This window comes from Nostoc linckia z4 (assembly GCF_002608075.1).
GTDB lineage: Bacteria > Cyanobacteriota > Cyanobacteriia > Cyanobacteriales > Nostocaceae > Nostoc > Nostoc linckia.
Genome location: NZ_LAHA01000052.1, coordinates 21,756 through 43,006, shown reverse-complemented (window position 1 = coordinate 43,006; position 21,251 = coordinate 21,756). Strand labels below are relative to the sequence as shown.

The window sequence follows — 21,251 nt, the reverse complement described above, 5'->3', positions numbered from 1 at the left end:
GAGTTAGGAGTTAGGAGTTAGGAGTTGGGAGTTAGGAGTTAGGAGTTGGGAGTTAGGAGTTAGGAGTTAGGAGTTGGGAGTTAGGAGTTAGGAGTTAGGAGTTATTTTGTTTTGATTCCAATGCCCAATGCCCAATGCCCAATACTTCTCTGCGAGAGGCTGCGCCAACGACTACGCTCAGTACAAGTGCCCAATGCCCCATGCCCAATGCCCAATGCCCCATGCCCAATGCCCAATGCCCAATGCCCCATGCCCAATCCCCAATTCAAATTATCCCCAGTTTCGCTAATCGTTCGATGGTGGCTTGCTGTGTTTGCAGGAAGTGTTTGCGGTCTACTTCTTGATCCAGCATAGTATTAGGGGGGTAAAAGTGTGACTGACGATAACTTTCGGCGTAGAGTTCAAATCGTTGGCGTGAAAGTAAATTATTTAACCCTGGTCGGCGGCGATCGCGGCGTAATGCGGCTAAATCTATCTCGGCGAATGCTGCCATGCTTTCACCCGCAGCAGTTTCGGCTATGACTATTCCGCGATAATCGATGATTTTTGAGCCGCCATCAGCAGAGGCAATGGGGATAGCAATATTAGCGATGCCTGCGGTATTAGCTGATACGACATACGCTAAATTTTCTACGGCACGAGAAATTTTTGCAGCGTCTTTGGGTGTGAGGTTTTTGTTATATACTTCGGAAGTGGAATGCACAAAAATCTCTGCTCCTCGCATGGCTAGACACCGGGCGACTTCGGGATACAAAATTTCTTCTGATGCTAAGGCTGCTAAATTACCAATCTCAGTTTTAGCAACAGGAAACACTCCTTCTAAACCATAGCAATCAAGATATTTATCCCAAACGTCATGGGGGGTAGGGGCAAATAAGGAATTTAAGCGCCGATAGCGTAGGATAATTGAGCCAGAGGGATCGAGTATAAAGCAGGTTTGAAAGTATAATCCGGGAAAGTTGGGGTCAACTTCGTAGGCGTTACCAGCCAAAAAGATTTTATGCTTTTGGGCAATTTTTCCCAGTGCTTCATATTCAGCACCAGCCATTTCTATACAAGCTTTTTGTGCCCATCCTGCGAGGGTATCTCCCATTGGAAAACCAGTAAGAAAATATTCTGGCAGTACAATTAAACGACAATCAAAGCCAATGAAAGCAATACTAGCAGCAATTTGTGGCGCTAGGCGATTGATAGAGTTTAGCATGAGCGATCGCGCTTCGTGACCATCGCTTGCTTGGTTGACTGCATGACAAGTAACTTGCAGTGCTAAGGCACGGTAGGATTCTGAATTATTGGGCATAGGGCAAAGAATTTTAAATTTTGGATTTGGGATTTTGGATTAAAGAAAACATCTAAAATCTAAAATCCAAAATTGTTTGACTAATGACTAATTTTACGATCGCCACCCCAGAGCGATCGTACTAGTTTATCTGTTAATTGAGTGCCAAAAAGTTGGGCGGCAAATTTGTTTCCTGGGTCGCGTTCGGCGGCGGTTCGGCGTAGCAATAAATCGCGATTTGCTAAAGTGTTGCGTAAATCTTCGGTTATGGGTGCGGCTGCGTCTATCCAAGTTAGCCAGCGTTCTAGTGTTTCCTGTGCAATTGTGCTAGTGATTTCGAGGGTATCAGAGGTAGGTGCGCCGGTGTAACAAAGACTAACGGGGGATTGAAAAAGGCGGACGTAGACGCTTTTACTAATAAATGGCTTGAGGCGTGCATCATCTTGTAATTTTAAAAATGTTTGGTTCACTGGTTCATAATAGCGATCGAGATATGCCAAATCGGTTAAAAGCTCAGTCCGAGGAATGTAATCTATATAAAATAAAATATCTGCATTGGGAAGAGTGCCAAATTCAAAGGCCAAATGGGGAACATCGATATGCGGCGCTAACCAAATGGTGAGGCGCATGGTGCTAAAGTTGGATTTTTCGGGGTTTCCTAACCATGAATGCACTAGCCAATCAATTTCTGTTCCCGAAAATGCACTCAGGGAACCTTTGATATTACCGTCAAGACTGCTGTATTGCTGTAAATCTGCTACAGAAGGATCTGGATTTAATTGAAAACGAGATTCTAATTTTTGGCGGAGTTCTTTTGTAATATTCCACAACTGCTCAAATACAGTTTTATTGTCTAGATTGGTTGGTATCATAGTTGAAATTGGTTGGTTTTATAAAGAAGAATTCAGCAAATCCTGAGTCAGAATTCAGTATGAATTTTGTACGAGTGGTTGATAGCGCAATACAGTTCAGTTAAGCCTTTCTTTCTTCTCTTTGCGTCCTTCTCTGACGAGACGCTGCGCGAATACGTCCTTGGCGGTAGCCTGCGGCAAGCCGCTACGCGTCTACGTTAAAAAAATTGAATTTGACCAAGAGTTTTAGCCTTAACACCAAGCGTATTGGTTGATAGCGTAGCAGTAGCGAGTCTTGCCTACGGCACTGAATATTGGTTAAAACCTCCCCCTTAGTGGGCGAAAAAAAATAAAATATTCTTCCTAATTAAAACTCTATCCCTTTATGGGTAGAGTATTCCCCTTCCCCTTTACCCTTTCCCCTTTACCCCTTCCCCTTTACCCCTTCCCCTTTACCCCTTCCCCTTTACCCTTTCCCCTTTAAAAAGCCAAGTTACCTTACCACTAGCGCGTGTTACTGTATTCTCAAAAGGGGGATGCTTTTACTTTATCTATTTAATTTATGTCTGCTTGCCAAAGATTACGGCAATTACTAGCGCGTCCAGAAATTATTGTAATTCCTGGTGTTTATGATTGTTTGGGAGCTAAGTTAGCCGAACAACAGGGTTTTGAAGTCGTGGCTACCAGTGGCTTTGGAATTGCGGCTTCTGTTTTGGGTTTGCCAGATTATGGCTTTGTCACGGCTACGGAAATGCTTTACAGTGTGGGGCGAATTGCTCAATCGATTAATATTCCTTTAATCGCTGATTTAGATACGGGTTATGGTAACGCTTTAAATGTAACTCGCACCATTAAAGATGCCGTACAGTTCGGTGTTGCTGGGGTGTTGTTGGAAGATCAGGAATGGCCGAAAAAGTGCGGACACTTTGAAGGTAAGCGAGTGATTCCCCAAGCCGAACATGCAGGAAAAATTCGCGCCGCAGTACAAGCCCGTGGCGATAGCGGTTTAGTAATTATTGCCCGGACTGATGCGCGTGGCCCCTTAGGTTTAGCAGAAGCCATTGCCCGTGGTAGAGCTTACATAGCGGCGGGAGCAGATATACTGTTTGTGGAAGCTCCGCAATCTGTTGATGAGTTAAAAGCGATCGCTACTGCTTTTCCTGATGTACCGCTAGTAGCAAATATCGTCGAAGGTGGTAAAACTCCAGAAATTTCCGCAATTGAATTACAAAAGTTAGGCTTCAAAATTGCATTTTTTCCCGTGACTGCTTTACTCGCTGTTACACAAGTCATGAAAGCTTGTTTTCAACATCTCAAACAACAAGGAACCACAGCGAATTTGCCCAATTTAGTTAACTTTCAAGATTTTCAAGAACTCGTTGGCGTTCCTGAATATTTACAAATGGAACAAGATTTCAAATCCTGAACTTTGGCTACATCTGCTACATTCACACAGCAGTTTTCATATGTAAATCGGTGGAACAGGCAGGTAAGAATAATAACTCATCAGTCATCAGTCAACAAAATGTGAACAAGACGTGAGAATTTTTTCAGTCAAATTATCGAACAAAAATTAAATAGCACGATGACTTCACAAGTTCCTCAAATTTTCCTTGTAACCTGAACAGCAAAAGGCAAGAAGAAAAAAGCCATCAAGATGAATCTTGCTTAGTTTGTTGTAAAAGCAAAAGAACAGATAGAAGACAAGCAAAAAATCCTTAACTCCAAACTCACTTATCAATTCGCAGTGAATTTTCACAGAAATACTCTGCGTACCTCTGCGCTGACTTTGCGTTTCTTTGCGTTTAAAATTTACCACACAAAAAAACGTCTCAGCCTTACTAACTTTTCACGGTATCTGGAAAACCTCTCTCTAAATCTCTCTCCTGCGAGGAGAGAGACTTTGAATTCTTGGTTTGGAAGTTAGATTTTCCGTGGACTTTTCCATATAACGTGAAAAGTCAGCTCAGCCTTACCCCTAATACGGTTCAAGCAGTATGAACTTACCTTGTGGTCTGGGGGTTAAGGGGTAAAGGATGTATTTGAAACCTTTCCCCTTTCCCCTTTCCCCTTTTCCCTTTCCCCTTTCCCCTTTCCCCTTTCCCCTTTTCCCTTTCCCCTTTCCCCTTTGCCCTTTCTCCTTTCCCCTTTCCCCTTTAACCGAACCGTATTGGCCCTACCCCTTGTGTGTAAACAGGAGACAAACAAATGAAATTACTTTCGATTACAGAACTCGAAACACTAGCAAAACAATCAAAAGAAGTCTGCGTATCGATTTTTCTACCAACTTGTCACGCTGGTTCAGACACACAACAAAACCCAATCCGTTTTAGGAATTTAATCCGAGAAGCTGAAGAACGCCTGATTGAACATGGTTGGCGTGCTGAAGATGCAAAAAACTTACTCGAATCAGTCAGAGAGCTAGATAAGTATGAATTTTGGCAACAGCAGAGTCATGGTTTAGCAATCTTCCGCTCCCAAGACTTTTTGCGTTATTACTCCTTACCTGTAGATTTTCCAGAATTAGTAAATGTTAGTAACCATTTTTACCTGAAACCTCTATTACCCTTATTTCAAAGCGATGGACATTTTTATATTTTGGCTCTCAGCCATAATTTGATTCGGTTATTAGAAGGTACACACCACCATATTCAAGAGATTGATTTGACCGATGTGCTGCCAACTTTAGCAGAGGTATTGTGGTTTGATGAACCAGAACGGCAAACAACATCCCATACAGGCACTCCAGGCGCAGCAGGTGGACGACGCGCTGCTCCTAGTGGAGTCACGGTATTTCACGGTCATGGCGCTGGTGATGAGGATGAAAAGGAAAATCTCAGCATATACTTTCATCGGGTAAATGAAGCATTGCAGGAGTTACTAAAAGCAGAACACGCTCCCTTAGTGCTGGCTGGGGTGGAATATCTTTTGCCGATTTACCGAGAAGCAAATACTTATCCTTACCTCATGGATGTTGGGATAACAGGTAATCCAGAACTACTGTCACCAGAAGAATTACACGCCCAAGCTTGGAAAATAGTAGAACCATTATTTTTGCAAGCACAGCAAGAAGCAATAAATCAATACAGACAATTATTGGGAACTGGAAAAGCCTCCAGCCAAATTAAAGAAACTATTCCCGCAGCTTACCAGGGACGCGTTGATAAATTAATTGTCGCCCTCAATCAACAGCAGTGGGGTACTTTTGACTCAGGTAGCCAAAGGGTTGAAGTGCATTTCAATGCACAACCTGACGATGAAGAATTATTAGATTTCGCAGCCACTCAAACAATCTTAAATGGCGGTATAGTTTATGCAGTTGAGTCAGCAGATATGCCAGATGATACACCACTAGCTGCGGTATTTCGTTGGTGATTTTTTTGCCCAATGACACCACTTACTACAAGTAGGTATAAAAAATTATTTGTTCTGTAAAACTTCAGCGATCGCTTTAGAAATTGGTAACTGAGGATGGCGTTCCAGCCAGAAGAACTCGCCGACTGGATTAACTTCAAGAAATACATACCGATTATCTGGTGTCAAAATAATATCAATAGCACCGTAATTCAAGCGGAATTCTGCCATCAATTTGAGTAATTTTTCTTCCACATCTTCAGGTAGAGTGTATGCTTCCCAAGCATCAAGTAAAGCAATTCCTTGTTTGCGCCAATCGTAACGCGCTTTATCTAAAGCTTGAGAATCAACCGCAGCCGTCAGCACCCGTTTACCTACAATAGTTGTTCGCAACTCCAAAGCTTTAGGAATTTTTTCTTGAAATGTCATTGGGCAGAAACGTAAGCCATCAAGATTCTCTAAATCTTCAGATGAAATTGGATTTGTAAACACAACTTTTTCTCGCCCTTGTTCATCATAAATGGCGAAGGAAGAAAGCATTTTTGTAATTATTCCCTGATGACATTCTTGGGCAAATTGTTTCACTGCCAAGGGATTATTTGTAGTTAATGTTCGTGGCGTATCTAAACCAATTTTTCGTGCTATCTGTAATTGCAATTGCTTATTTTCAGCTCGGCGAATATTCGGTAAAGGATCGAGATGAAAACCCTGAATACTAGCAATCATTCCCTCAATAGTGACGCGAGATTCTTTCAATGAAGCTTGTCTGAGTTGCCTATCCATCGAATCGGGAATTCTCGAACCAATAGCAATGCGCCGATACCAAACTGCTGACACCTCATTTAAATCTAATGTTTGGTCATCCACACTGAGAGTAACTCGTTCAGTTTTCCCATAATAAACATCTAACTGAATTTCCGTAGGAAATCTATCTGTGTCAAAACGAAATGCTTTCCCTCCTTGGTCTGCAATTACTTGCATAACTAGAGGAATACTTTCGTTATCTTGGCTGTGAGTAATGATTAAAATAGTCATTTGAAGGGGAGTTAGGAGTTAGGAGTTAGGAGTTAGGAGTTAGGAGTTAGGAGCTAGAAGTTAAGAGTTAGGAGTTATTCTCCTTGTCTCCCTTGTCTCCCTTGTCTCCCTTGTCTCCCTCATCTCCCTACTCACGATTTTTACGAAAGTAGCGCATCAGCGATCGCTTCTGCAATGGGATAGTCTAAATCTCTCTCTAGCATCCCCCATTCTCCTGTGGGATTAATTTCTAAAAAAACATATTCGCCTGATGGAGTTTTAATAAAATCAAATGCTCCAAAAAGTAGGCTAAATTTTTCCATAAAAGCATCAAGACAATGGATTATTTTATCAGGTAGTTGATATGGTTGCCAGGTTAAAGTTTGTTTTGTGCCACGTCGCCAATCTTGGGTTGATGATGCATATTCTGATGCATCTAGCGCGCCAACAAATAAGTTACCATTTACATAAACTGCGCGTAATTCTAATTGTTTGGGTATTTGTTCTTGAAATACAACTGGACAATAACGCAGTGTTTCGGCGTCAATTAAATCTTCTTCTTTGACGATGCTGGTATACATGAAAAAAGCAGAGGCTTGCATACCATAAGAAAGAGGTCTCAGCAGTTTGGTAATCATTTTTTTGTTGACTTGCTGGAAAAATTCTCGTGCTTGTTGAGGATCGTTAGTCACGAGAGTCTGCGGTATCATAAGACCTACTTCTGATGCAACTCTAAGCTGGCGTAATTTGTTTTCTGCTGCACTGATGCGCTGTAAATCATCCACCCACTTGGCTGTCCTGAGGCTATCCCAAAAGCCGTCTAAAACTGCTAGCGATTCATTAGAGCAAGCTGCTTGAAATTGGGGAGCTAATTCTTTACCTAAATCGGGTTGCCAGATACGCCGCATCCATACAGCTTGTACTTGCTCAGTGTTGAGGGAGACATCGCCATATTTCAGTGTATGGTTGCTACCAAAGTTACTTAAATTAGCCTGGAGTTGCAGTGCGATGGGAAACTTATCTGTATCAAGGCGAAATGGCTGTGCGCCTTTTTTTGATACAGCTTCAGCAACTCTATCTATTGTGAAGTAATCACCACTGTGGGTAATTAATAAAACTACATCACGCTCAAGGTGCATAATATATTTTCAAAAAGTCAAAGAAAGTCGGGAGTGGTGTAGTTGAATTACTCTAAAAGCGTTGTAATGGGAAGCCAACCCCTAAATGGAGTTGGCAAAGCTAATACAGCAGTCATAAATCATTTGTGAAATTTTACATATCAAGCTGTTGTTTGACTACAGTCAACAGTCACCACTGGTATTTTTCACAACTCAAATAGGATTGCTATGGTATTGTTATTGTGAGAATTTGTTCAAAACCCTATATCTGATGTCACCGAAGCTAAACAGTTATTCTACAGGAAAATTGTAATCATCCCCATCTGAAGGATATTTTTGAGTAACAGCATACTCATCAGTATCAGAAGGGGCTTTTTTCGTTGAGATTGGACTATCTTCTTGATCGGATGGATACTTCAAAGTTTGAGCAATTTCATCATTCTTTTTCCTGGTTATACCAGAAATTCCACCACTAATTCCTTCTAATTCTTCATCGGATAACTCTTCAAAACTTTGCCCTTCTAAAAAACGGGCAAAGAAAGGTACGGCTTGTGAATTTGCTTGTTTTGGTTGATTTTCAGACATAATTTTTTTGACAGTAAACTAAAGAACAATTTACTTAGTGTTCATAATAATACATGGTATTCAAATATATCAAGTAATAATTTATTCTTAACCTGTCTTTAATTCTAAGTAAAAGTACTTGCCTAAATTGTTTATAAGATTAGCATTTTATTAACAATTGTGACTAAATAATCTTTTGAGTAAAAGACAAGTTTACTTCACAACCTTTTTCAATAAACAATTTCAGACATAAAAGAATGTGATTTGATGATGTGTAAAAATAACTCACACCTCACAAACAAGTAAGAAACAATTAATACTTTCTATATTCGTATAATTGAAAAATCAAACAAAAGTGCTACAGAAACAATGAAATATCAAATCGTGCTGCAACACGGTGTGGAAGACTATGGAAGAACGTGTACCGCTAGTATAGCTAAATATTACGGACATAATTTGGCGATCGCTGCCCTAAAATTAGTTGCACAGCTTCTCATGATTCGCAATCATTCATAGGAATGAATTTTTAATACATAATTTCATACCAATTTAAGTTTAAAAAAAGCTATATCAGCGATAAATGCTGATTTTAAAGTGTTTTAATAAAGTTATTAGTGAAAATTTAGAGAAGCAAAAACATGAAAGGTTTCAGGAAGCTATCCTCGATAGCACTATTGCTATTTGCCTTTGTGTATCCGCCCTCATTAGCACAAGCGAAAGATATTTCTCTAAGTAATGGTTTGAACGAACAAGGTGCGGCGTCAGAGGCTAACCTCATTGGAGATGCAAAAGGAGAGTTTTTAATTGCTCAACGGCGGTTGGGACGATATCGAGTAATCCGACGCAATCCTTACGGAAGAACTCGAATCATCCAACGACGTAATCCTTACGGACGAACTCGAATTATCCAACGACGCCAGCCTGTCGGACGTTATCGAGTAATCCGACGCGATCCTTTCGGACGAACTCGAATCATCCAACGACGCGATCCTTTCAGAAGATACCAAAATATTCAACAACGGCAGTTAAGGCGACAACGAGACTACAGACGTTCATGGTATTAATCTCAAGCAACTAATGGTTTGCCAACCCAAAAATGCGGTTGTGAGGTCTGGGGAAAGGGGAAAGGGAAAAGGGTAAGGGATTTAAACTCTTTCCCCCTTACCCCGCCAAGCTTACTTGGCGTACTACCAATACCATTTCTTTGTGGAGTTTGGTGGGGTGCGTTATGACTTGCGTCCATAACGCACCCTACAAAATTACTTCAGCTTCTTGTTCTGGAAACTTTTTGCTGGGAAAACATCGCTTGCAAAACAAGTGCAGGGTCTACATAATTATTGCTATATTTTAACCCCCAGTGGAGGTGTGGCCCGGTGGTGCGTCCAGTCATTCCTACCCTACCAATTCTGGCTCCAGTTGGTATTTGCTGACCTTCCCAAATGAGAATTCCACCTGCGCGGTCAATGAAATAACGACGACCAGATGCAGTTTCCACGTTTCCTTCCATGTGGCAATAAGTGTGTTCCCATTCACCTGATTTAATGACTATATGAGTACCGCAAGCTTCACCAGCACGAACTTTAATGACTGTACCTACCCACCAATTACGAATATAACTACCTTGGGGAGCAGCCATATCTAAACCGCCATGAAATTCCCAATTAGAACCACCAGTAGCTGAGGGACGGTAACCAAAACCAGATGTGTAAGCTTGAAAGTTTTCTACAGGGAAAGAAGCCGCTTGCCAACTATTAGTTCTGGCTACCTTCTTTGGTTGAACTTCTTTGGCTGTAACTATTTCTGGTTTAGGCAAGAGAGTAATTAAACTTCCAAAACAAAATCCTAATATCAACAGTGTGGCTCCAGAAAGTATTACTCTTTGTTGCCTGTTAGTCATTTTTTTGATTCCCGAATTTGACAAAATTATTGATTGCTGACTATTTTTTTACTAAGGAAGATAGCAAATTAATTATATTTTTTCATTATTGAATTTATATATTTTAGTTGAAGATTCAAACAAAATAAATGAAACTCAATGATACCAGATTGTTATAATATCTGGTAATTTCATATTTAAATAAAAAATCACAGATTAGATATTAATATAAATTTCTCATGTATTAAATAAAAAGTATAAATTATATCTTTTGTTCGTTTAATGGTTATTACTTATTTTTAGTAGTGAATAATTATGCTTTTTGTTACTAAGACATAATCAATACATAGTGGTTGAGAAAAAAGTTTCAAACGATATGATTTTCTTCAAAGTTAGCTGATGGCGCTGGAGTAAGCCTAGCAATAAGAGAGTTGTCAAATAGTTGAAATCTTGGTAACGTTTATGCTTAAAATTGCACAAGAGGTTTGTTTAGCATCTACTAAAAGCTAAAGTTGACCCTTGCAGGACTCCTGAAGACATGCTCACTGAAATTTTGCCTTTCCGCTTTGAATTAGACACGATCGCCATTGCTGGAGCTAGTTTGTGGTCATTAGCGTTATATCTAGGTTTTTCCAAACTTACTGAATGGGTAATCGAGCAACTAAACCGCTGGTTTAACTTTGCCGAGCGATCGCTTTATACCAGCCAATCAGAATTTGAAAAAACTCGTAAAGCTAGAGAATCGCAAAACGCTTTCTACGCCTCACTATTTAGTATTGTGCCTTTTTTGGTATTCGGCGCTTTGTTTAATTGGGGTGTAGAAATCAGCTTAGGACGTAGCTGGGGAATCAGCTTAGGCATACTTGCTTGTATTAGTTGTGGCATTTTTGAACTGGGAAGACGTAGTGGATCGTCAGAATGATGCAGAAAAATAGGCGGGTTTCCCGACTTGAACGTAGACGCCCAGTTGCATTATGCCAAAGGCTAACGGCACCAGTTAACAATTTAGGTGCGTTACGCTACTGGCGTGGCAAGGCTGAAATAGTTCATCAGTAGGTTGGGTTGAGGAACGAAACCCAACGTAGACCTTCGTGTTGGGTTTCACTTCGTTTAACCCAACCTACTGGTGTAACCAGGCTAAAATAGTGCATAAAATTTAGCTCTTGTGGGGTGGGCATCCTGCCCGCCCGGACGGGTGAGGACACCCATCCCACAAGAAAAAAATCAAATCGCACTCCTATAAAAGAGTGTTAGGAGAGAATGGATATTAGCTACTTCGTATAGTTTCAATAGGAGTAATAGCAGCAGCTTTTTTGGCAGGAATAAGAGATGCTAACATACCCAGTAATAAACATATAAATACAACAATTAAAATCTCCAAAAAACTAATTTGGAGTAAGTTTACATCTTTAAGGTTTTCAAACTGAGATAAAACTATTTGACTGATTGCAATTATGATATAAGCAGTTACTGTTCCTAGTATACTTCCAGTAATGCATAGATAAGTTGCGTGTAGAATAAATATGGATTGAATTTGTAATTCTGTTGCTCCTAAAGACTTGAGAATACCAATTTCTTTCTGGTTCTTCAAGACATAAGAAGTCAGAGTAATAATTATATTGAAAGCTGATATTAATGCAGAGATTCCTATAATGAAGAAAAATATAATTTTAATTACTACTAGTAATGAACGCACATCATCTATATCATCTAAAACAGAGCTAGTGCTGTATCCTTGATTGATAAGTTCTTTACGTAAATCTTGTAGATTAACCAAATTATTTGTCACTAAGTCAAAACGTTTGTAATTACGAGTTTTATAATTTATTGAATCATTATTTCTGAAATTTAGCCAATCATCTATCTTTGCAGCTAAAGGTGAAGCTACATACACTAATGCACCATTAAAAGATGTTTTTTCTGCAATCCCTACTATTTTACATGGAAACGATCCAACCTTTTTATCACTACGGGTCAGGACTAACCGCATGGTTTGGTTAGCATAATTCTTTTGAGTCAGTATGTTTTTGTTTCCTGCTAGCTGATTCAAAACATTTTCAGAAATAATTATGCCATCAGGGGTATTTTGAGAAATTTTTTGGCCGCTAATAAATTTTAAATTTTTTGTTCTTAAATCTTCTCCTGTCTCTCCCTCAACGAAATAGCTTTCCGTATATATAGATTCAGACGCTATTGGTTTGCTTAATTTAGTCTTTTGCTTTGATTGGTCAGGTTTGTCATTATTAATGATATTATTGTATATTTTTAAATCGGCAAACTCACTAAGTACAGGAATAATTTGTTCAATTCGCCGATCGCCCTGAAATGCGTAGAAATCACTAAAAGACAATGTTGGTTTAAAGTTCGATGTTTCGACTTGTAAAGTAAATAAGTCAATATCTTTAGTAATTTGATTGATTGCAGTATTTTCAATCCCAAATGCTAAAGCTAAAAATATTACTAAAATACAAACATTAATCCACACTCCAATAATGTTCAATAAAGTGAAGACCTTAGATTGTTTTACTTCATTCCAAATCCATCTTGAAGAATCTTTTAAATGCATATTTATACTCCAATTAACAACAAATATTAAAATAGTAATTCTTTAACAATGCTTTTTTCTGTAAAAATTCAAAAGCTAAACTGGAGATGTTTCCGTTAGCAAAAGCTCATAATTTAGGATAAATTAATGCAGGAAATCAGTCTTTTATTGGGGCTTCATACCATAAAAAACTGCTGAAAATTAAAAGTATTTGTGGTTTATACATAGAAGCAGCATCAAAAAGCTTTATTTTTGAATTGATTCAACTATTCCCCCATCTGCAAAGTTTGGAAATGGTTGAACTATTTCTCCATCTGCAAGCTCTATGACTTTTGAGCATATTTCAATTACATTTGGATTGTGCGAAACTAAAATGACAGTAACACCTTGTCTATCTGAGTGAATTTTTTGTAAAAGGTCAAGGATAATAGACTCATTTTCTGAATCTAGACTTCCTGTTGGTTCATCTGCTAAAATCACTTTTGGAGACTTCACAATTGCTCTAGCGATCGCAACTCTTTGTTTTTCTCCACCTGACAATGTTTTAGGTAACTGGCGAAGTTTATCTGGCTCTAAACCAACATTTTCTAAACTGAGATTTACTTTTTTTTCAATCTCTGCTTTTCTTTCTCCACATAATCTTAAAGGAAGTGCAATGTTTTCAAATACATTCAAATGTTCTATCAAATAAAAATGCTGAAATATTAACCCTATTTTTCTAATGAATAATATTTTTTCTTTCTTTGTATAACGAGAAATGTCTTTTCCTTCAAAGTAAATTTTTCCTGATGAAATATTATCAATACATCCAAGAATATTTAATAAAGTAGATTTACCTGCTCCTGATTTACCCCTCAATCCTAAAAATTCACCTTCTGAGATATTTAGAGAAATATTATTTAATATACTACGCTGACCTCCATCATCAATTACTTTACTGACGTTTTCCAAAGAATAAGTATTGATTTTTTCAGACATTACATATACTCCATTGTTAACTAAGGTTTTTATCAAGGTCAATATCAAGATATGATTAATAGCTATTTTAGTATCCATTCTGCTGGAATATAAGAATTACCATCTTCATTCCAATTTGATGGTTCAGTAAAGTATTCCAGCATTTTTTTATGCAATTTTTCTAGACTTTTGTCGTGTTGTTTTACATTTTGGCCTTTTAAATATTTTTCTTCAAATATATTGACTTGTGCTTCCTGGGGAGCTTGTCCAGACTGAAAAATATCTTTGACACGCTTTACTCCCCGAACTAACTTACTCTTTCCTGGTTGATTAATTATTGTGCTTATTTCATCAAATTTTCTGTCTAAATCATTGGGATTAGGATTTGGTTTTGAAATCACTATTGCTTCCAGTACGCTTTTTAATTGTTTTTCAAGCTGTTGTTTACTCACATATCTATATAACCTATGTGCTTCTTGAGTATATTCGACATAACCAACGCCATAATTTCCTCGAAATTCATGACTACCGTCTGGATTTTGTTCGTCATAGAGAGAAGCAATTTTATATATTGATTTGTCAACTTCTTGCAAAATAGGTTTAGCATCTGTTGGCATGAAGTTATTACGGTGTGTTGATTTTTCAGACAGAATGACATCATCATCATTTTGGCTTTTCAAGCCTGCAATTGTTTTGTATGTTTTAACTGGTGAGCGATTAACTTGCTCTGGTGAATTTTTATAATCTAAGCAAAAAAAAGTATTCCATTCCAAAACATCTGCCTTTTTGACATAACTAATATTATCTGAATTCCCTGGTTCATCAATACTGCTTGAAACTTTATAGTAACTTGAACTTTTGTCGTTTAGTATAAATAAAATCTCCCATTGTTTAGCGGTTGATTTTGAGTTCTTCAGTTGATCGCTATCATATAAATTAGTGCCATCTTTGTTAGTAACAACAACCCTTCTAGCACTACCTTCTTTGGTAGTTAAAACTTCTTCAGAGCAACCAAATAATCCCAGAGCTAACAAAGATAACAAAAAGAAGAATTTTGTCGTTAATTTCATAAATATTAAAAATAAATATAATTTAATTTTTTAATTATATTGAAATTACTTAAAATATTTTACTGATTACTCCACCAGTTGTTAGACATAATAAATAATCCGCAGTTAATACTAAGGCTATATCTAAGGGAGGAAAATTTCTTTGATATTTCAAATTACAGAAAAACATGATTCCTGTGTAAACTTGAGGAAAAAAAGATAATAAATAGGTCAATACAAATACTAAAAAACCATTTGGAGTAGAAATTATATTCTGCCACTTATAAAATAAAAGAAAAATTCCACATCCAATTAACATTAATATTTGTAATACTGGTATGTCATTTTTAGAGTAGGAATCTAATAAAATAATACAAAATATCGCAAAAAACATCAGAATTAATACATTATTTTGTATTGGTATAGGAAAGCCAATTAATAAACACAATAAAATATGAGCAACCCACCATCTTACAGGAATTTCATGGTTTCTTTCGCCAGAAAAAACTTTTGCGGCTGAGAACATGGTAATAACTATAGATATAACTGATGGCAATAAATTCATATTTTATTTATTCAAAATTTGAAAATAAGATATTTTTAACACTTTATAACATTAGTAATACAGGCAAAATTCCAATTTGTTTTATCAAAATTAGTAGCTTAAAATTATTGTTTCATTATGCTTTAAAAACATTATTTACTCAGCGTCATACTAAAAATTTTTAAAAACATCATAACTACATCGTAGCATGGTTGTTTTTTTGTAACTAAAGAAAAATAAATTATTTTCTGTGTTTTAAAGTTGTTTTTTATTTTTTAAAAAAACTATACTTTCTTCAATTTTAGTTACATTGAAAAAATCATCTTATCTGTAACCTGAGAAATAGAGTCAACAAACCTAAAATGTAGCTAGTAAGCTGTTATTTGCCCATCTCTTCTTTGACTAAAGTTGCTAATTTTTGGGCGGCTCCACTTTCACCACGAACCTGACGTAGTTTGTCGCGGATAGCTTCCAATTTTTGTGGATGAGCTAAAAAATCTAATACTATATCTCCAATTTCTGGGGCTTGGAGTTTGCCTACAAGTTCTGGGACGATTTCTTGCTGTGCCCAGATATTCGGCCATGCTAATAAACCTTTGCGTCTGAGAAAGACCCAGTTAATCACTTTGGCAAAGGTAGAACCCACCCCTGGTAAATTTGCCAATAAACCCGGTAAACCATCCCAAGAACGCATCGCATCTAATTGTTGGGTAGGTAGCAAAACAATCATTGGTACTCCTAAAGCACCGAGTTCAGCTGTGTTTGCCCCCACTGTAGTCAGGCAAATCTGGCACTGGGATAATAAATTATATGCAGGGTTTTCTTGGCATAATTCTACAGTTAGACCTGTTTGTGTTTTCAGTGATGGCTTGGTTGTTTTGTCCTGTGGAATTATTAAAGAAACACTGCCAATACCAAAAGTTTTCACAAAAGGGTTTTTTTGGGAATCGCCAAAACTAGCTAAGGTTTGTAAATCTACAGTTGGAGCAACGGGAATCACAAATTTAGTTTGGGGTCTGCTGGTGTGGATATGTTCGGCGATCGCTAACATTAAAGGTATACCTTGGGTTAGTTTTGCCGCTTTTGAACCCGGTAACAAACCAATTAATTCAGTGTTAAGTGAAGAGTTAGGAGTTAAAGTTTGTTCTTGGGCTTCTAGCATCAAATCTCCCACAACAGTAAATTTGTGGGCATATTTTGGCGAAACACCGACAGCAACTTGAGGTTTCATAACTCCAAAGCGGTCTATGAAGTTATGCCACCTGGCTTCCCATTCGGCGTAAACAACTGTGCGGTATCCTAGTTTTTTGCCAATAACTACAGGAAAAATTTGATCGCCGCCGAGAAAAACCACCACACCGTGACTTCTCCAGTCCCAATTTGCAAAGGTTTTACCCCAGAGGAAAAATTGCCAAAAATGTTCTGCTGGTTGAACTCTATCTACTTCTGGGTAAGAAAGAGCGATCGCAGCTTCTTTACCAGTAGCATTGGGACAAGGAGATAAAACTACAGAAATCCTCACAACAGAACGGTCATCCCCTAGTTGCTGCCGCAATGCCTTCACTACTGGACGTACCCAAGTGGTTACTTCTCCTGGGCCATTGGAGAGAATGAGAATATCTACTGGAGTCATGAGTTTCAAACCTTGAACTAAAAAGTAAAGGTATAGTAGTACGCCAAGGCAACTTGGCTCTTTAAAGGGGAAGGGGTAAAGGGGAAAGGGGGAAAGGGGAAAGGGACTCATGTTTTTTATCCCTTCCCCTTTTCCCTTTAACCTTTACCCAACCTGCAACTAACATTTTTGGGTTGGCAGACCACTAGGTATAGTTATCTTTACGAGTTATTCGGTTGTTTTAGTATAAAAGTACTATATTAACTGTTGACTGTGAACCGTCAACGGTCAACGGTCAACAGTTAACACTAGTAATAGAATATTTTATTGCTTGCAAATCCTTATCTAAATTATCTAGCCTATAGTGTTAAATTATTAGGCTTTGAAATTGCCCAGTTACTTATCAAATTCGTTGACGTTAGCTGTTGACAGTTAACCGTCAACCGTCAACAGCAAACACAGAAATTTATGCTGCGTTAGATGTTCTCGCCAGTGGATAGAAGTTTTCATTTGTCCTCTCACCCTAGTTTTCAATGGTATGCACGACTTTATAGTTAATTTGTTTAGCGCAGGCTCATTTATTCCTCATGGTCATTGCTACCTGTGGAAACCAGGGTTGGTTTGGCTGCATATAATTTCTGATGGTATCATTGCCCTTGCTTACTATTCAATTCCGCTGACGTTGTTTTACTTCGTTCGCAAACGCCAAGATTTACCATTTTCTTGGATATTTTTGTTATTTGCTGCTTTTATTGTCTTCTGTGGTACAACACACATTGCTGAAATTTGGACGCTGTGGCATCCTACCTATTGGCTATCAGGCATCCTCAAAGGTGCAACTGCAATAGTTTCCTTGTTTACAGCCATCGAACTCGTGCCGCTAGTTCCCCAAGCATTAGCCTTGCCAAGTCCGCTGCAATTAAAGCAAGCAAACAAGGCACTATACTCACAAATTGAGGAACGCTTGGCTGTTGAAAATCAACTAAGACGGTTGCAAGAAGAACTAGAACAACGGGTAGAGGCCAGGACTGCTGAACTGGTGCAAGTTAACCAGCAATTACAACAGGAAATCGATGAGCGACACCGGGTGGAAGCTGCCCTGCGAGCCAGTCGCGAACGGTTAGTTTTAGCACAACAAGTCGGCAAAATAGGCACTTGTGAATGGAAGTTCCAAACCGGAGAATTGATTTGGACAGAAGAAATGGAAGCTCTATTTGGGCTAGCACCTGGAAGTTTTGAGGGTAGCTACGAACATTGGTTAAAACGATTACACCCAGACGATCGCTTTGATGCCCATCTTGCCGCCCAACAAACTATTACACAAGGATGTGATTTTGACACCCAATGGCGAATTATCCTTCCTAATGGCAAGATTCGCTGGATAGCTGCCAAGGCACAAATTTTTGGTGATGGAGGTGAGGCAGATCGTTTAATAGGGGTAAATATGGACATCACTGAATACAAGGAAGTCCAACAAGAACTCCAACAAACCCTACAAACCTTAACTACCCTCATTCAAGCTTCGCCACTACCGATTGTTGTAATTGCAACAGATACCACCGTAAAATTATGGAATGCAGCAGCAGAACAATTATTTGGCTGGAGTGAAGCAGAACTGTTAGGTCAGCAGTTGCCTATTGTCCCAGAAGAAAAACTCGAAGAATGCAATCAGCTACGAGAAGCAGTCACCAAGGGGGAAGTCTTCTTTGGTGTGGAAACCTATCGCCGCAAGCGTGATGGCTCCAATGTAATTCTCAACATTTCAGCCGCTCCCCTTTATGACGAACGCGGTAACGTCAATGCAATTTTGCTGATTCTTCAGGACATTACTCAACGCAAACAAGCACAAGCGGCGTTGCAAGATAGTGAAGAACGCCTGCGTTTAGCTTTGGTGGCGGCAAATCAAGGACTTTATGACCTGAATCTGCTAACTGGTGACGCAATTGTAAATCCAGAGTATGCCGTGATGCTAGGCTACGAACCGGATGAATTTCAAGAAACTAATAACAAGTGGCGTCATCGCATCCATCCTGATGATGCATCAATGGTTATCGAAGTTTATGAAGATTACATTGCGGGAAAACTTGATGAATACCGAGTAGAGTTTAGACTGCAAACCAAAACCGGAGATTGGAAATGGATTCTCTCGGTGGGCAAGATTGTATCGTGGGATCGTCAAGGGCAACCGCTACGGATGCTGGGAACTCATACTGACATTAGCGATCGCAAAAAAGCAGAAGCCGAACGAGAACAACTACTTTTACGAGAACAAGCAGCACGGGAGCAAGCAGAAGCCGCCAACCGCATCAAAGATGAATTTCTGGCGGTATTATCCCATGAATTGCGTACACCCCTCAACCCCATTCTTGGTTGGGCAAAACTGCTCCGCAAGTCCAAGTTAGATCGAGAAAAAACGGCTTACGCCTTAGAAGCCATCGAACGTAATGCACTATTGCAAACCCAGTTAATTGGAGATTTACTGGATGTATCTCGTATTCTCCAAGGCAAACTCAGTCTCGACATTGCCCCAGTTGATTTAGAAACTACAATCTTAGCAGCGCTAGACACAGTGCGCTTAGCTGCTCAAGCCAAATCTATCAATTTACAATTTTCGGTTGTCGATTTTGGAAGGGAAAATTCCGATGTCTCCTCAAAATCTAGCCAAGAATTGAGCCATCTCAAATCCCAAATTCCTTTGGGTTCAGCACTCACCTTACCCTTGCTCCCAGATGCGAAGCATCTGGGAGGAAAATCACCTCAGCAAAACTCTAAATTAAAGGTAGCAGGTGATACAGCACGCCTCCAGCAAATCATCTGGAATTTGTTATGCAACGCAGTCAAGTTCACTGATGTGGGAGGGCGTGTAGAGGTGCGTTTGCAGCGTGTTGGTACTCAAGCTCAAATCGTCGTTAGCGATACAGGCAGAGGTATCAGTTCTGACTTTTTACCATACATATTTGACTATTTTCGTCAAGCAGATGCCGCCACAACAAGAAAATTTGGTGGATTAGGAATAGGTTTGGCAATTGTTCGCCATCTCACAGAATTACACGGTGGTGTGGTGACAGCACACAGTTTAGGCGAAGGGCATGGAGCCACTTTTACAGTGAGGATACCACTAATTAAGAATGCCCCAGTAGACAAGGAACTCAATTCTGATTCTTCATTAGATGTGACTGCGGCTTTACCGCTAGCGGATATCCAAATTCTCATGGTAGATGATGATGCAGATACCCGCGACTATATCAGCTTTTTGTTAGAGCAAGCAGGGGCAAAGGTAACCTTAGCTGCATCTGCCGATGAAGCACTGCAATTATTAGTACAATCGACCCCAGACATCTTAGTCAGCGATGTGGCAATGCCTAATATGGATGGCTATATGTTAATGCAGCAGGTAAGAAATTTGCCACCAGAGCAGGGAGGGAATATAAAAGCGATCGCTTTAACAGCCTATGCTGGAGAAATGAATCAACAACTTGCCATAGCCGCCGGATTTGCCAAGCATATTGCCAAACCTGTGGAACCAAAGGAGCTAATAACAGCCATTGTAGAACTAGTTAAAGGTTGACATTGATATTAGGGATTTCCAAGTAAAAAAATATTCCACTGAAGACTGTTAACTGTTGACTGTTCACTGTTGAAAGTCAGCAGTTAACGACCTAAATCGGAAAAATCTATTTTTTGGAGTTCACTTATTCCTCAATCAACTCAAAATCAACTCGCTCATAAATATCTCGCAAGCTAATTTGAAAATCAATAGAATCTAAGACTAAAACAGCCTCTTCACCTTCATATTCCTTAAATATCCATTGTCCTTCTGTTTGTTTGGCAAATTGTTCGACAGAAAAACTATACTGGTCAATCATAATATATTCTTGAAAAATAGGAATCGAACGGTAATATTTAAACTTGTCTGTTTTGTCATAATTTTTAGTTGAATTTGATAGAACTTCAACAATTAGCGAGGGATTAGTAATAATTGTTTTACTTGTTCCCTCGTAGATTGGCTTACCTTTGATAACCATCACATCAGGATAAGTATAAATACGATAACGTGGTATTGCTAATTTTACATCTCCAATATATATGTCATAAGCTTGACTTTGCACTGTCAAGGGAAATTTTTTATAAAAATTACCTGCAATTTTGTTGTGGTTAGTTGTTCCCCCTGTCATGGGTATAATTTCTCCATCTTTGTATTCATTTTTATATTCAGCTTTCTCCTCTAATTCCAGATATTCTTCTGGGGTGTAGTAACGCTTTTCTGTTTGTAAAATCATATTAATTAACTCACAAAATGTGGCAATTGATGTATTATCAATAGCTTAACGCACCCTTGACTGTTGACTGTCCACAACTCTTATTTGGGATTGCGATAGATAATAGCGATCGCTAAAAACTTATAATCCTGTTTCAAATAGAATTTTCCACTCTATTTGAAACAGGACTAATCCATAGACATTTAAGAAAAGTGGGGAAAAGGGTAAG

At 38.8% G+C, this 21,251-nt stretch carries 19 protein-coding genes; 7 read left to right on the top strand and 12 right to left on the bottom strand.

Going from position 1 to position 21,251, the window contains the following annotated elements; genetic code table 11:
* Positions 1 to 127 precede the first annotated feature (127 nt).
* The gene (locus VF06_RS41425; protein ID WP_180267644.1) at positions 128 to 289 is read left to right on the top strand and encodes a hypothetical protein; all 162 of its coding nucleotides are present in this window, start codon (positions 128 to 130) and stop codon (positions 287 to 289) included.
* On the opposite strand, the gene VF06_RS29320 is transcribed toward VF06_RS41425, so the two are convergent.
* Positions 266 to 1,300 carry a nitrilase-related carbon-nitrogen hydrolase gene (locus VF06_RS29320; protein WP_099071777.1) on the bottom strand — a complete coding sequence of 345 codons (1,035 nt, stop codon included), beginning with the start codon at positions 1,298 to 1,300 and terminating at the stop codon, positions 266 to 268. The genes VF06_RS41425 and VF06_RS29320 overlap by 24 nt on opposite strands.
* Before the next feature lie 80 nt (positions 1,301 to 1,380).
* Positions 1,381 to 2,151, bottom strand: a complete 771-nt coding sequence (locus VF06_RS29315; RefSeq protein WP_099071778.1) for a red chlorophyll catabolite reductase — start codon at positions 2,149 to 2,151, stop codon at positions 1,381 to 1,383.
* Between the two features lie 541 nt (positions 2,152 to 2,692).
* Here VF06_RS29315 and VF06_RS29310 point away from each other — a divergent pair.
* Together VF06_RS29310 and VF06_RS29300 are read left to right on the top strand one after the other, a co-directional pair.
* Positions 2,693 to 3,556, top strand: coding sequence for an isocitrate lyase/PEP mutase family protein (locus tag VF06_RS29310; protein WP_099071779.1), 864 nt, complete (start codon positions 2,693 to 2,695; stop codon positions 3,554 to 3,556).
* Between the two features lie 782 nt (positions 3,557 to 4,338).
* Complete coding sequence (locus tag VF06_RS29300; protein WP_099071781.1) at positions 4,339 to 5,505, top strand: baeRF3 domain-containing protein; 1,167 nt, start codon at positions 4,339 to 4,341, stop codon at positions 5,503 to 5,505.
* 45 nt (positions 5,506 to 5,550) lie between these two features.
* Here VF06_RS29300 and VF06_RS29295 read toward each other — a convergent pair whose 3' ends face one another.
* The 3 genes from VF06_RS29295 to VF06_RS29285 all read right to left on the bottom strand — a co-directional run bounded on the left by VF06_RS29295 (position 5,551) and on the right by VF06_RS29285 (position 8,201).
* On the bottom strand, positions 5,551 to 6,519 hold the full coding sequence (locus tag VF06_RS29295; protein WP_099071782.1) for an MvdD family ATP-grasp ribosomal peptide maturase: 969 nt from the start codon (positions 6,517 to 6,519) through the stop codon (positions 5,551 to 5,553).
* Between the two features lie 140 nt (positions 6,520 to 6,659).
* The gene (locus VF06_RS29290) at positions 6,660 to 7,637 is read right to left on the bottom strand and encodes an MvdC family ATP-grasp ribosomal peptide maturase (RefSeq protein ID WP_099071783.1); all 978 of its coding nucleotides are present in this window, start codon (positions 7,635 to 7,637) and stop codon (positions 6,660 to 6,662) included.
* Between the two features lie 270 nt (positions 7,638 to 7,907).
* The gene (locus VF06_RS29285) at positions 7,908 to 8,201 is read right to left on the bottom strand and encodes a microviridin/marinostatin family tricyclic proteinase inhibitor (RefSeq protein WP_099071784.1); all 294 of its coding nucleotides are present in this window, start codon (positions 8,199 to 8,201) and stop codon (positions 7,908 to 7,910) included.
* Positions 8,202 to 8,549: 348 nt separating this feature from the next.
* Here VF06_RS29285 and VF06_RS39685 point away from each other — a divergent pair, with 348 nt between their 5' ends.
* Together VF06_RS39685 and VF06_RS29280 are read left to right on the top strand one after the other, a co-directional pair.
* The gene (locus VF06_RS39685; RefSeq protein ID WP_143861649.1) at positions 8,550 to 8,696 is read left to right on the top strand and encodes a cysteine peptidase family C39 domain-containing protein; all 147 of its coding nucleotides are present in this window, start codon (positions 8,550 to 8,552) and stop codon (positions 8,694 to 8,696) included.
* 122 nt (positions 8,697 to 8,818) lie between these two features.
* On the top strand, positions 8,819 to 9,244 hold the full coding sequence (locus VF06_RS29280) for a hypothetical protein (RefSeq protein WP_099071785.1): 426 nt from the start codon (positions 8,819 to 8,821) through the stop codon (positions 9,242 to 9,244).
* Between the two features lie 200 nt (positions 9,245 to 9,444).
* Here the strand turns inward: VF06_RS29280 and VF06_RS29275 are convergent, their stop codons facing one another.
* Positions 9,445 to 10,077, bottom strand: a complete 633-nt coding sequence (locus VF06_RS29275) for a M23 family metallopeptidase (protein ID WP_099071786.1) — start codon at positions 10,075 to 10,077, stop codon at positions 9,445 to 9,447.
* A gap of 517 nt (positions 10,078 to 10,594) precedes the next feature.
* Between VF06_RS29275 and VF06_RS29270 the strand changes: the two genes are divergently transcribed.
* Complete coding sequence (locus VF06_RS29270) at positions 10,595 to 10,978, top strand: hypothetical protein (protein WP_099071787.1); 384 nt, start codon at positions 10,595 to 10,597, stop codon at positions 10,976 to 10,978.
* Positions 10,979 to 11,323: 345 nt separating this feature from the next.
* Here the strand turns inward: VF06_RS29270 and VF06_RS29265 are convergent, their stop codons facing one another.
* The 5 genes from VF06_RS29265 to VF06_RS29240 form a co-directional block, all read right to left on the bottom strand.
* Complete coding sequence (locus VF06_RS29265) at positions 11,324 to 12,622, bottom strand: ABC transporter permease (RefSeq protein ID WP_099071788.1); 1,299 nt, start codon at positions 12,620 to 12,622, stop codon at positions 11,324 to 11,326.
* Between the two features lie 225 nt (positions 12,623 to 12,847).
* A complete protein-coding gene (locus VF06_RS29260; protein WP_099071790.1) occupies positions 12,848 to 13,579 on the bottom strand; it encodes an ABC transporter ATP-binding protein in 732 nt (243 codons plus the stop codon).
* Between the two features lie 62 nt (positions 13,580 to 13,641).
* On the bottom strand, positions 13,642 to 14,628 hold the full coding sequence (locus VF06_RS29255) for a hypothetical protein (protein ID WP_099073414.1): 987 nt from the start codon (positions 14,626 to 14,628) through the stop codon (positions 13,642 to 13,644).
* A 49-nt stretch (positions 14,629 to 14,677) separates the two neighbouring features.
* A complete protein-coding gene (locus VF06_RS29250) occupies positions 14,678 to 15,172 on the bottom strand; it encodes a hypothetical protein (RefSeq protein WP_099073413.1) in 495 nt (164 codons plus the stop codon).
* Between the two features lie 358 nt (positions 15,173 to 15,530).
* A complete protein-coding gene (locus VF06_RS29240) occupies positions 15,531 to 16,784 on the bottom strand; it encodes a glycosyltransferase family protein (protein ID WP_099071546.1) in 1,254 nt (417 codons plus the stop codon).
* Positions 16,785 to 17,301: 517 nt separating this feature from the next.
* On the opposite strand from VF06_RS29240, the gene VF06_RS29235 reads away from it, so the two are divergent.
* Complete coding sequence (locus tag VF06_RS29235) at positions 17,302 to 20,331, top strand: PAS domain-containing hybrid sensor histidine kinase/response regulator family protein (protein WP_099071530.1); 3,030 nt, start codon at positions 17,302 to 17,304, stop codon at positions 20,329 to 20,331.
* A gap of 124 nt (positions 20,332 to 20,455) precedes the next feature.
* On the opposite strand, the gene VF06_RS29230 is transcribed toward VF06_RS29235, so the two are convergent.
* On the bottom strand, positions 20,456 to 21,043 hold the full coding sequence (locus VF06_RS29230; protein WP_099071531.1) for a Uma2 family endonuclease: 588 nt from the start codon (positions 21,041 to 21,043) through the stop codon (positions 20,456 to 20,458).
* Between the last annotated feature and the right edge of the window lie 208 nt (positions 21,044 to 21,251).

Coding starts and splice junctions, on each gene's coding strand:
- VF06_RS41425 (WP_180267644.1), top strand. CDS start 128: ATGCCCAATGCCCAATACTTCTCTGCGAGAGGCTGCGCCAACGACTAC.
- VF06_RS29320 (WP_099071777.1), bottom strand. CDS start 1,300: ATGCCCAATAATTCAGAATCCTACCGTGCCTTAGCACTGCAAGTTACT.
- VF06_RS29315 (WP_099071778.1), bottom strand. CDS start 2,151: ATGATACCAACCAATCTAGACAATAAAACTGTATTTGAGCAGTTGTGG.
- VF06_RS29310 (WP_099071779.1), top strand. CDS start 2,693: ATGTCTGCTTGCCAAAGATTACGGCAATTACTAGCGCGTCCAGAAATT.
- VF06_RS29300 (WP_099071781.1), top strand. CDS start 4,339: ATGAAATTACTTTCGATTACAGAACTCGAAACACTAGCAAAACAATCA.
- VF06_RS29295 (WP_099071782.1), bottom strand. CDS start 6,519: ATGACTATTTTAATCATTACTCACAGCCAAGATAACGAAAGTATTCCT.
- VF06_RS29290 (WP_099071783.1), bottom strand. CDS start 7,637: ATGCACCTTGAGCGTGATGTAGTTTTATTAATTACCCACAGTGGTGAT.
- VF06_RS29285 (WP_099071784.1), bottom strand. CDS start 8,201: ATGTCTGAAAATCAACCAAAACAAGCAAATTCACAAGCCGTACCTTTC.
- VF06_RS39685 (WP_143861649.1), top strand. CDS start 8,550: ATGAAATATCAAATCGTGCTGCAACACGGTGTGGAAGACTATGGAAGA.
- VF06_RS29280 (WP_099071785.1), top strand. CDS start 8,819: ATGAAAGGTTTCAGGAAGCTATCCTCGATAGCACTATTGCTATTTGCC.
- VF06_RS29275 (WP_099071786.1), bottom strand. CDS start 10,077: ATGACTAACAGGCAACAAAGAGTAATACTTTCTGGAGCCACACTGTTG.
- VF06_RS29270 (WP_099071787.1), top strand. CDS start 10,595: ATGCTCACTGAAATTTTGCCTTTCCGCTTTGAATTAGACACGATCGCC.
- VF06_RS29265 (WP_099071788.1), bottom strand. CDS start 12,622: ATGCATTTAAAAGATTCTTCAAGATGGATTTGGAATGAAGTAAAACAA.
- VF06_RS29260 (WP_099071790.1), bottom strand. CDS start 13,579: ATGTCTGAAAAAATCAATACTTATTCTTTGGAAAACGTCAGTAAAGTA.
- VF06_RS29255 (WP_099073414.1), bottom strand. CDS start 14,628: ATGAAATTAACGACAAAATTCTTCTTTTTGTTATCTTTGTTAGCTCTG.
- VF06_RS29250 (WP_099073413.1), bottom strand. CDS start 15,172: ATGAATTTATTGCCATCAGTTATATCTATAGTTATTACCATGTTCTCA.
- VF06_RS29240 (WP_099071546.1), bottom strand. CDS start 16,784: ATGACTCCAGTAGATATTCTCATTCTCTCCAATGGCCCAGGAGAAGTA.
- VF06_RS29235 (WP_099071530.1), top strand. CDS start 17,302: ATGCACGACTTTATAGTTAATTTGTTTAGCGCAGGCTCATTTATTCCT.
- VF06_RS29230 (WP_099071531.1), bottom strand. CDS start 21,043: ATGATTTTACAAACAGAAAAGCGTTACTACACCCCAGAAGAATATCTG.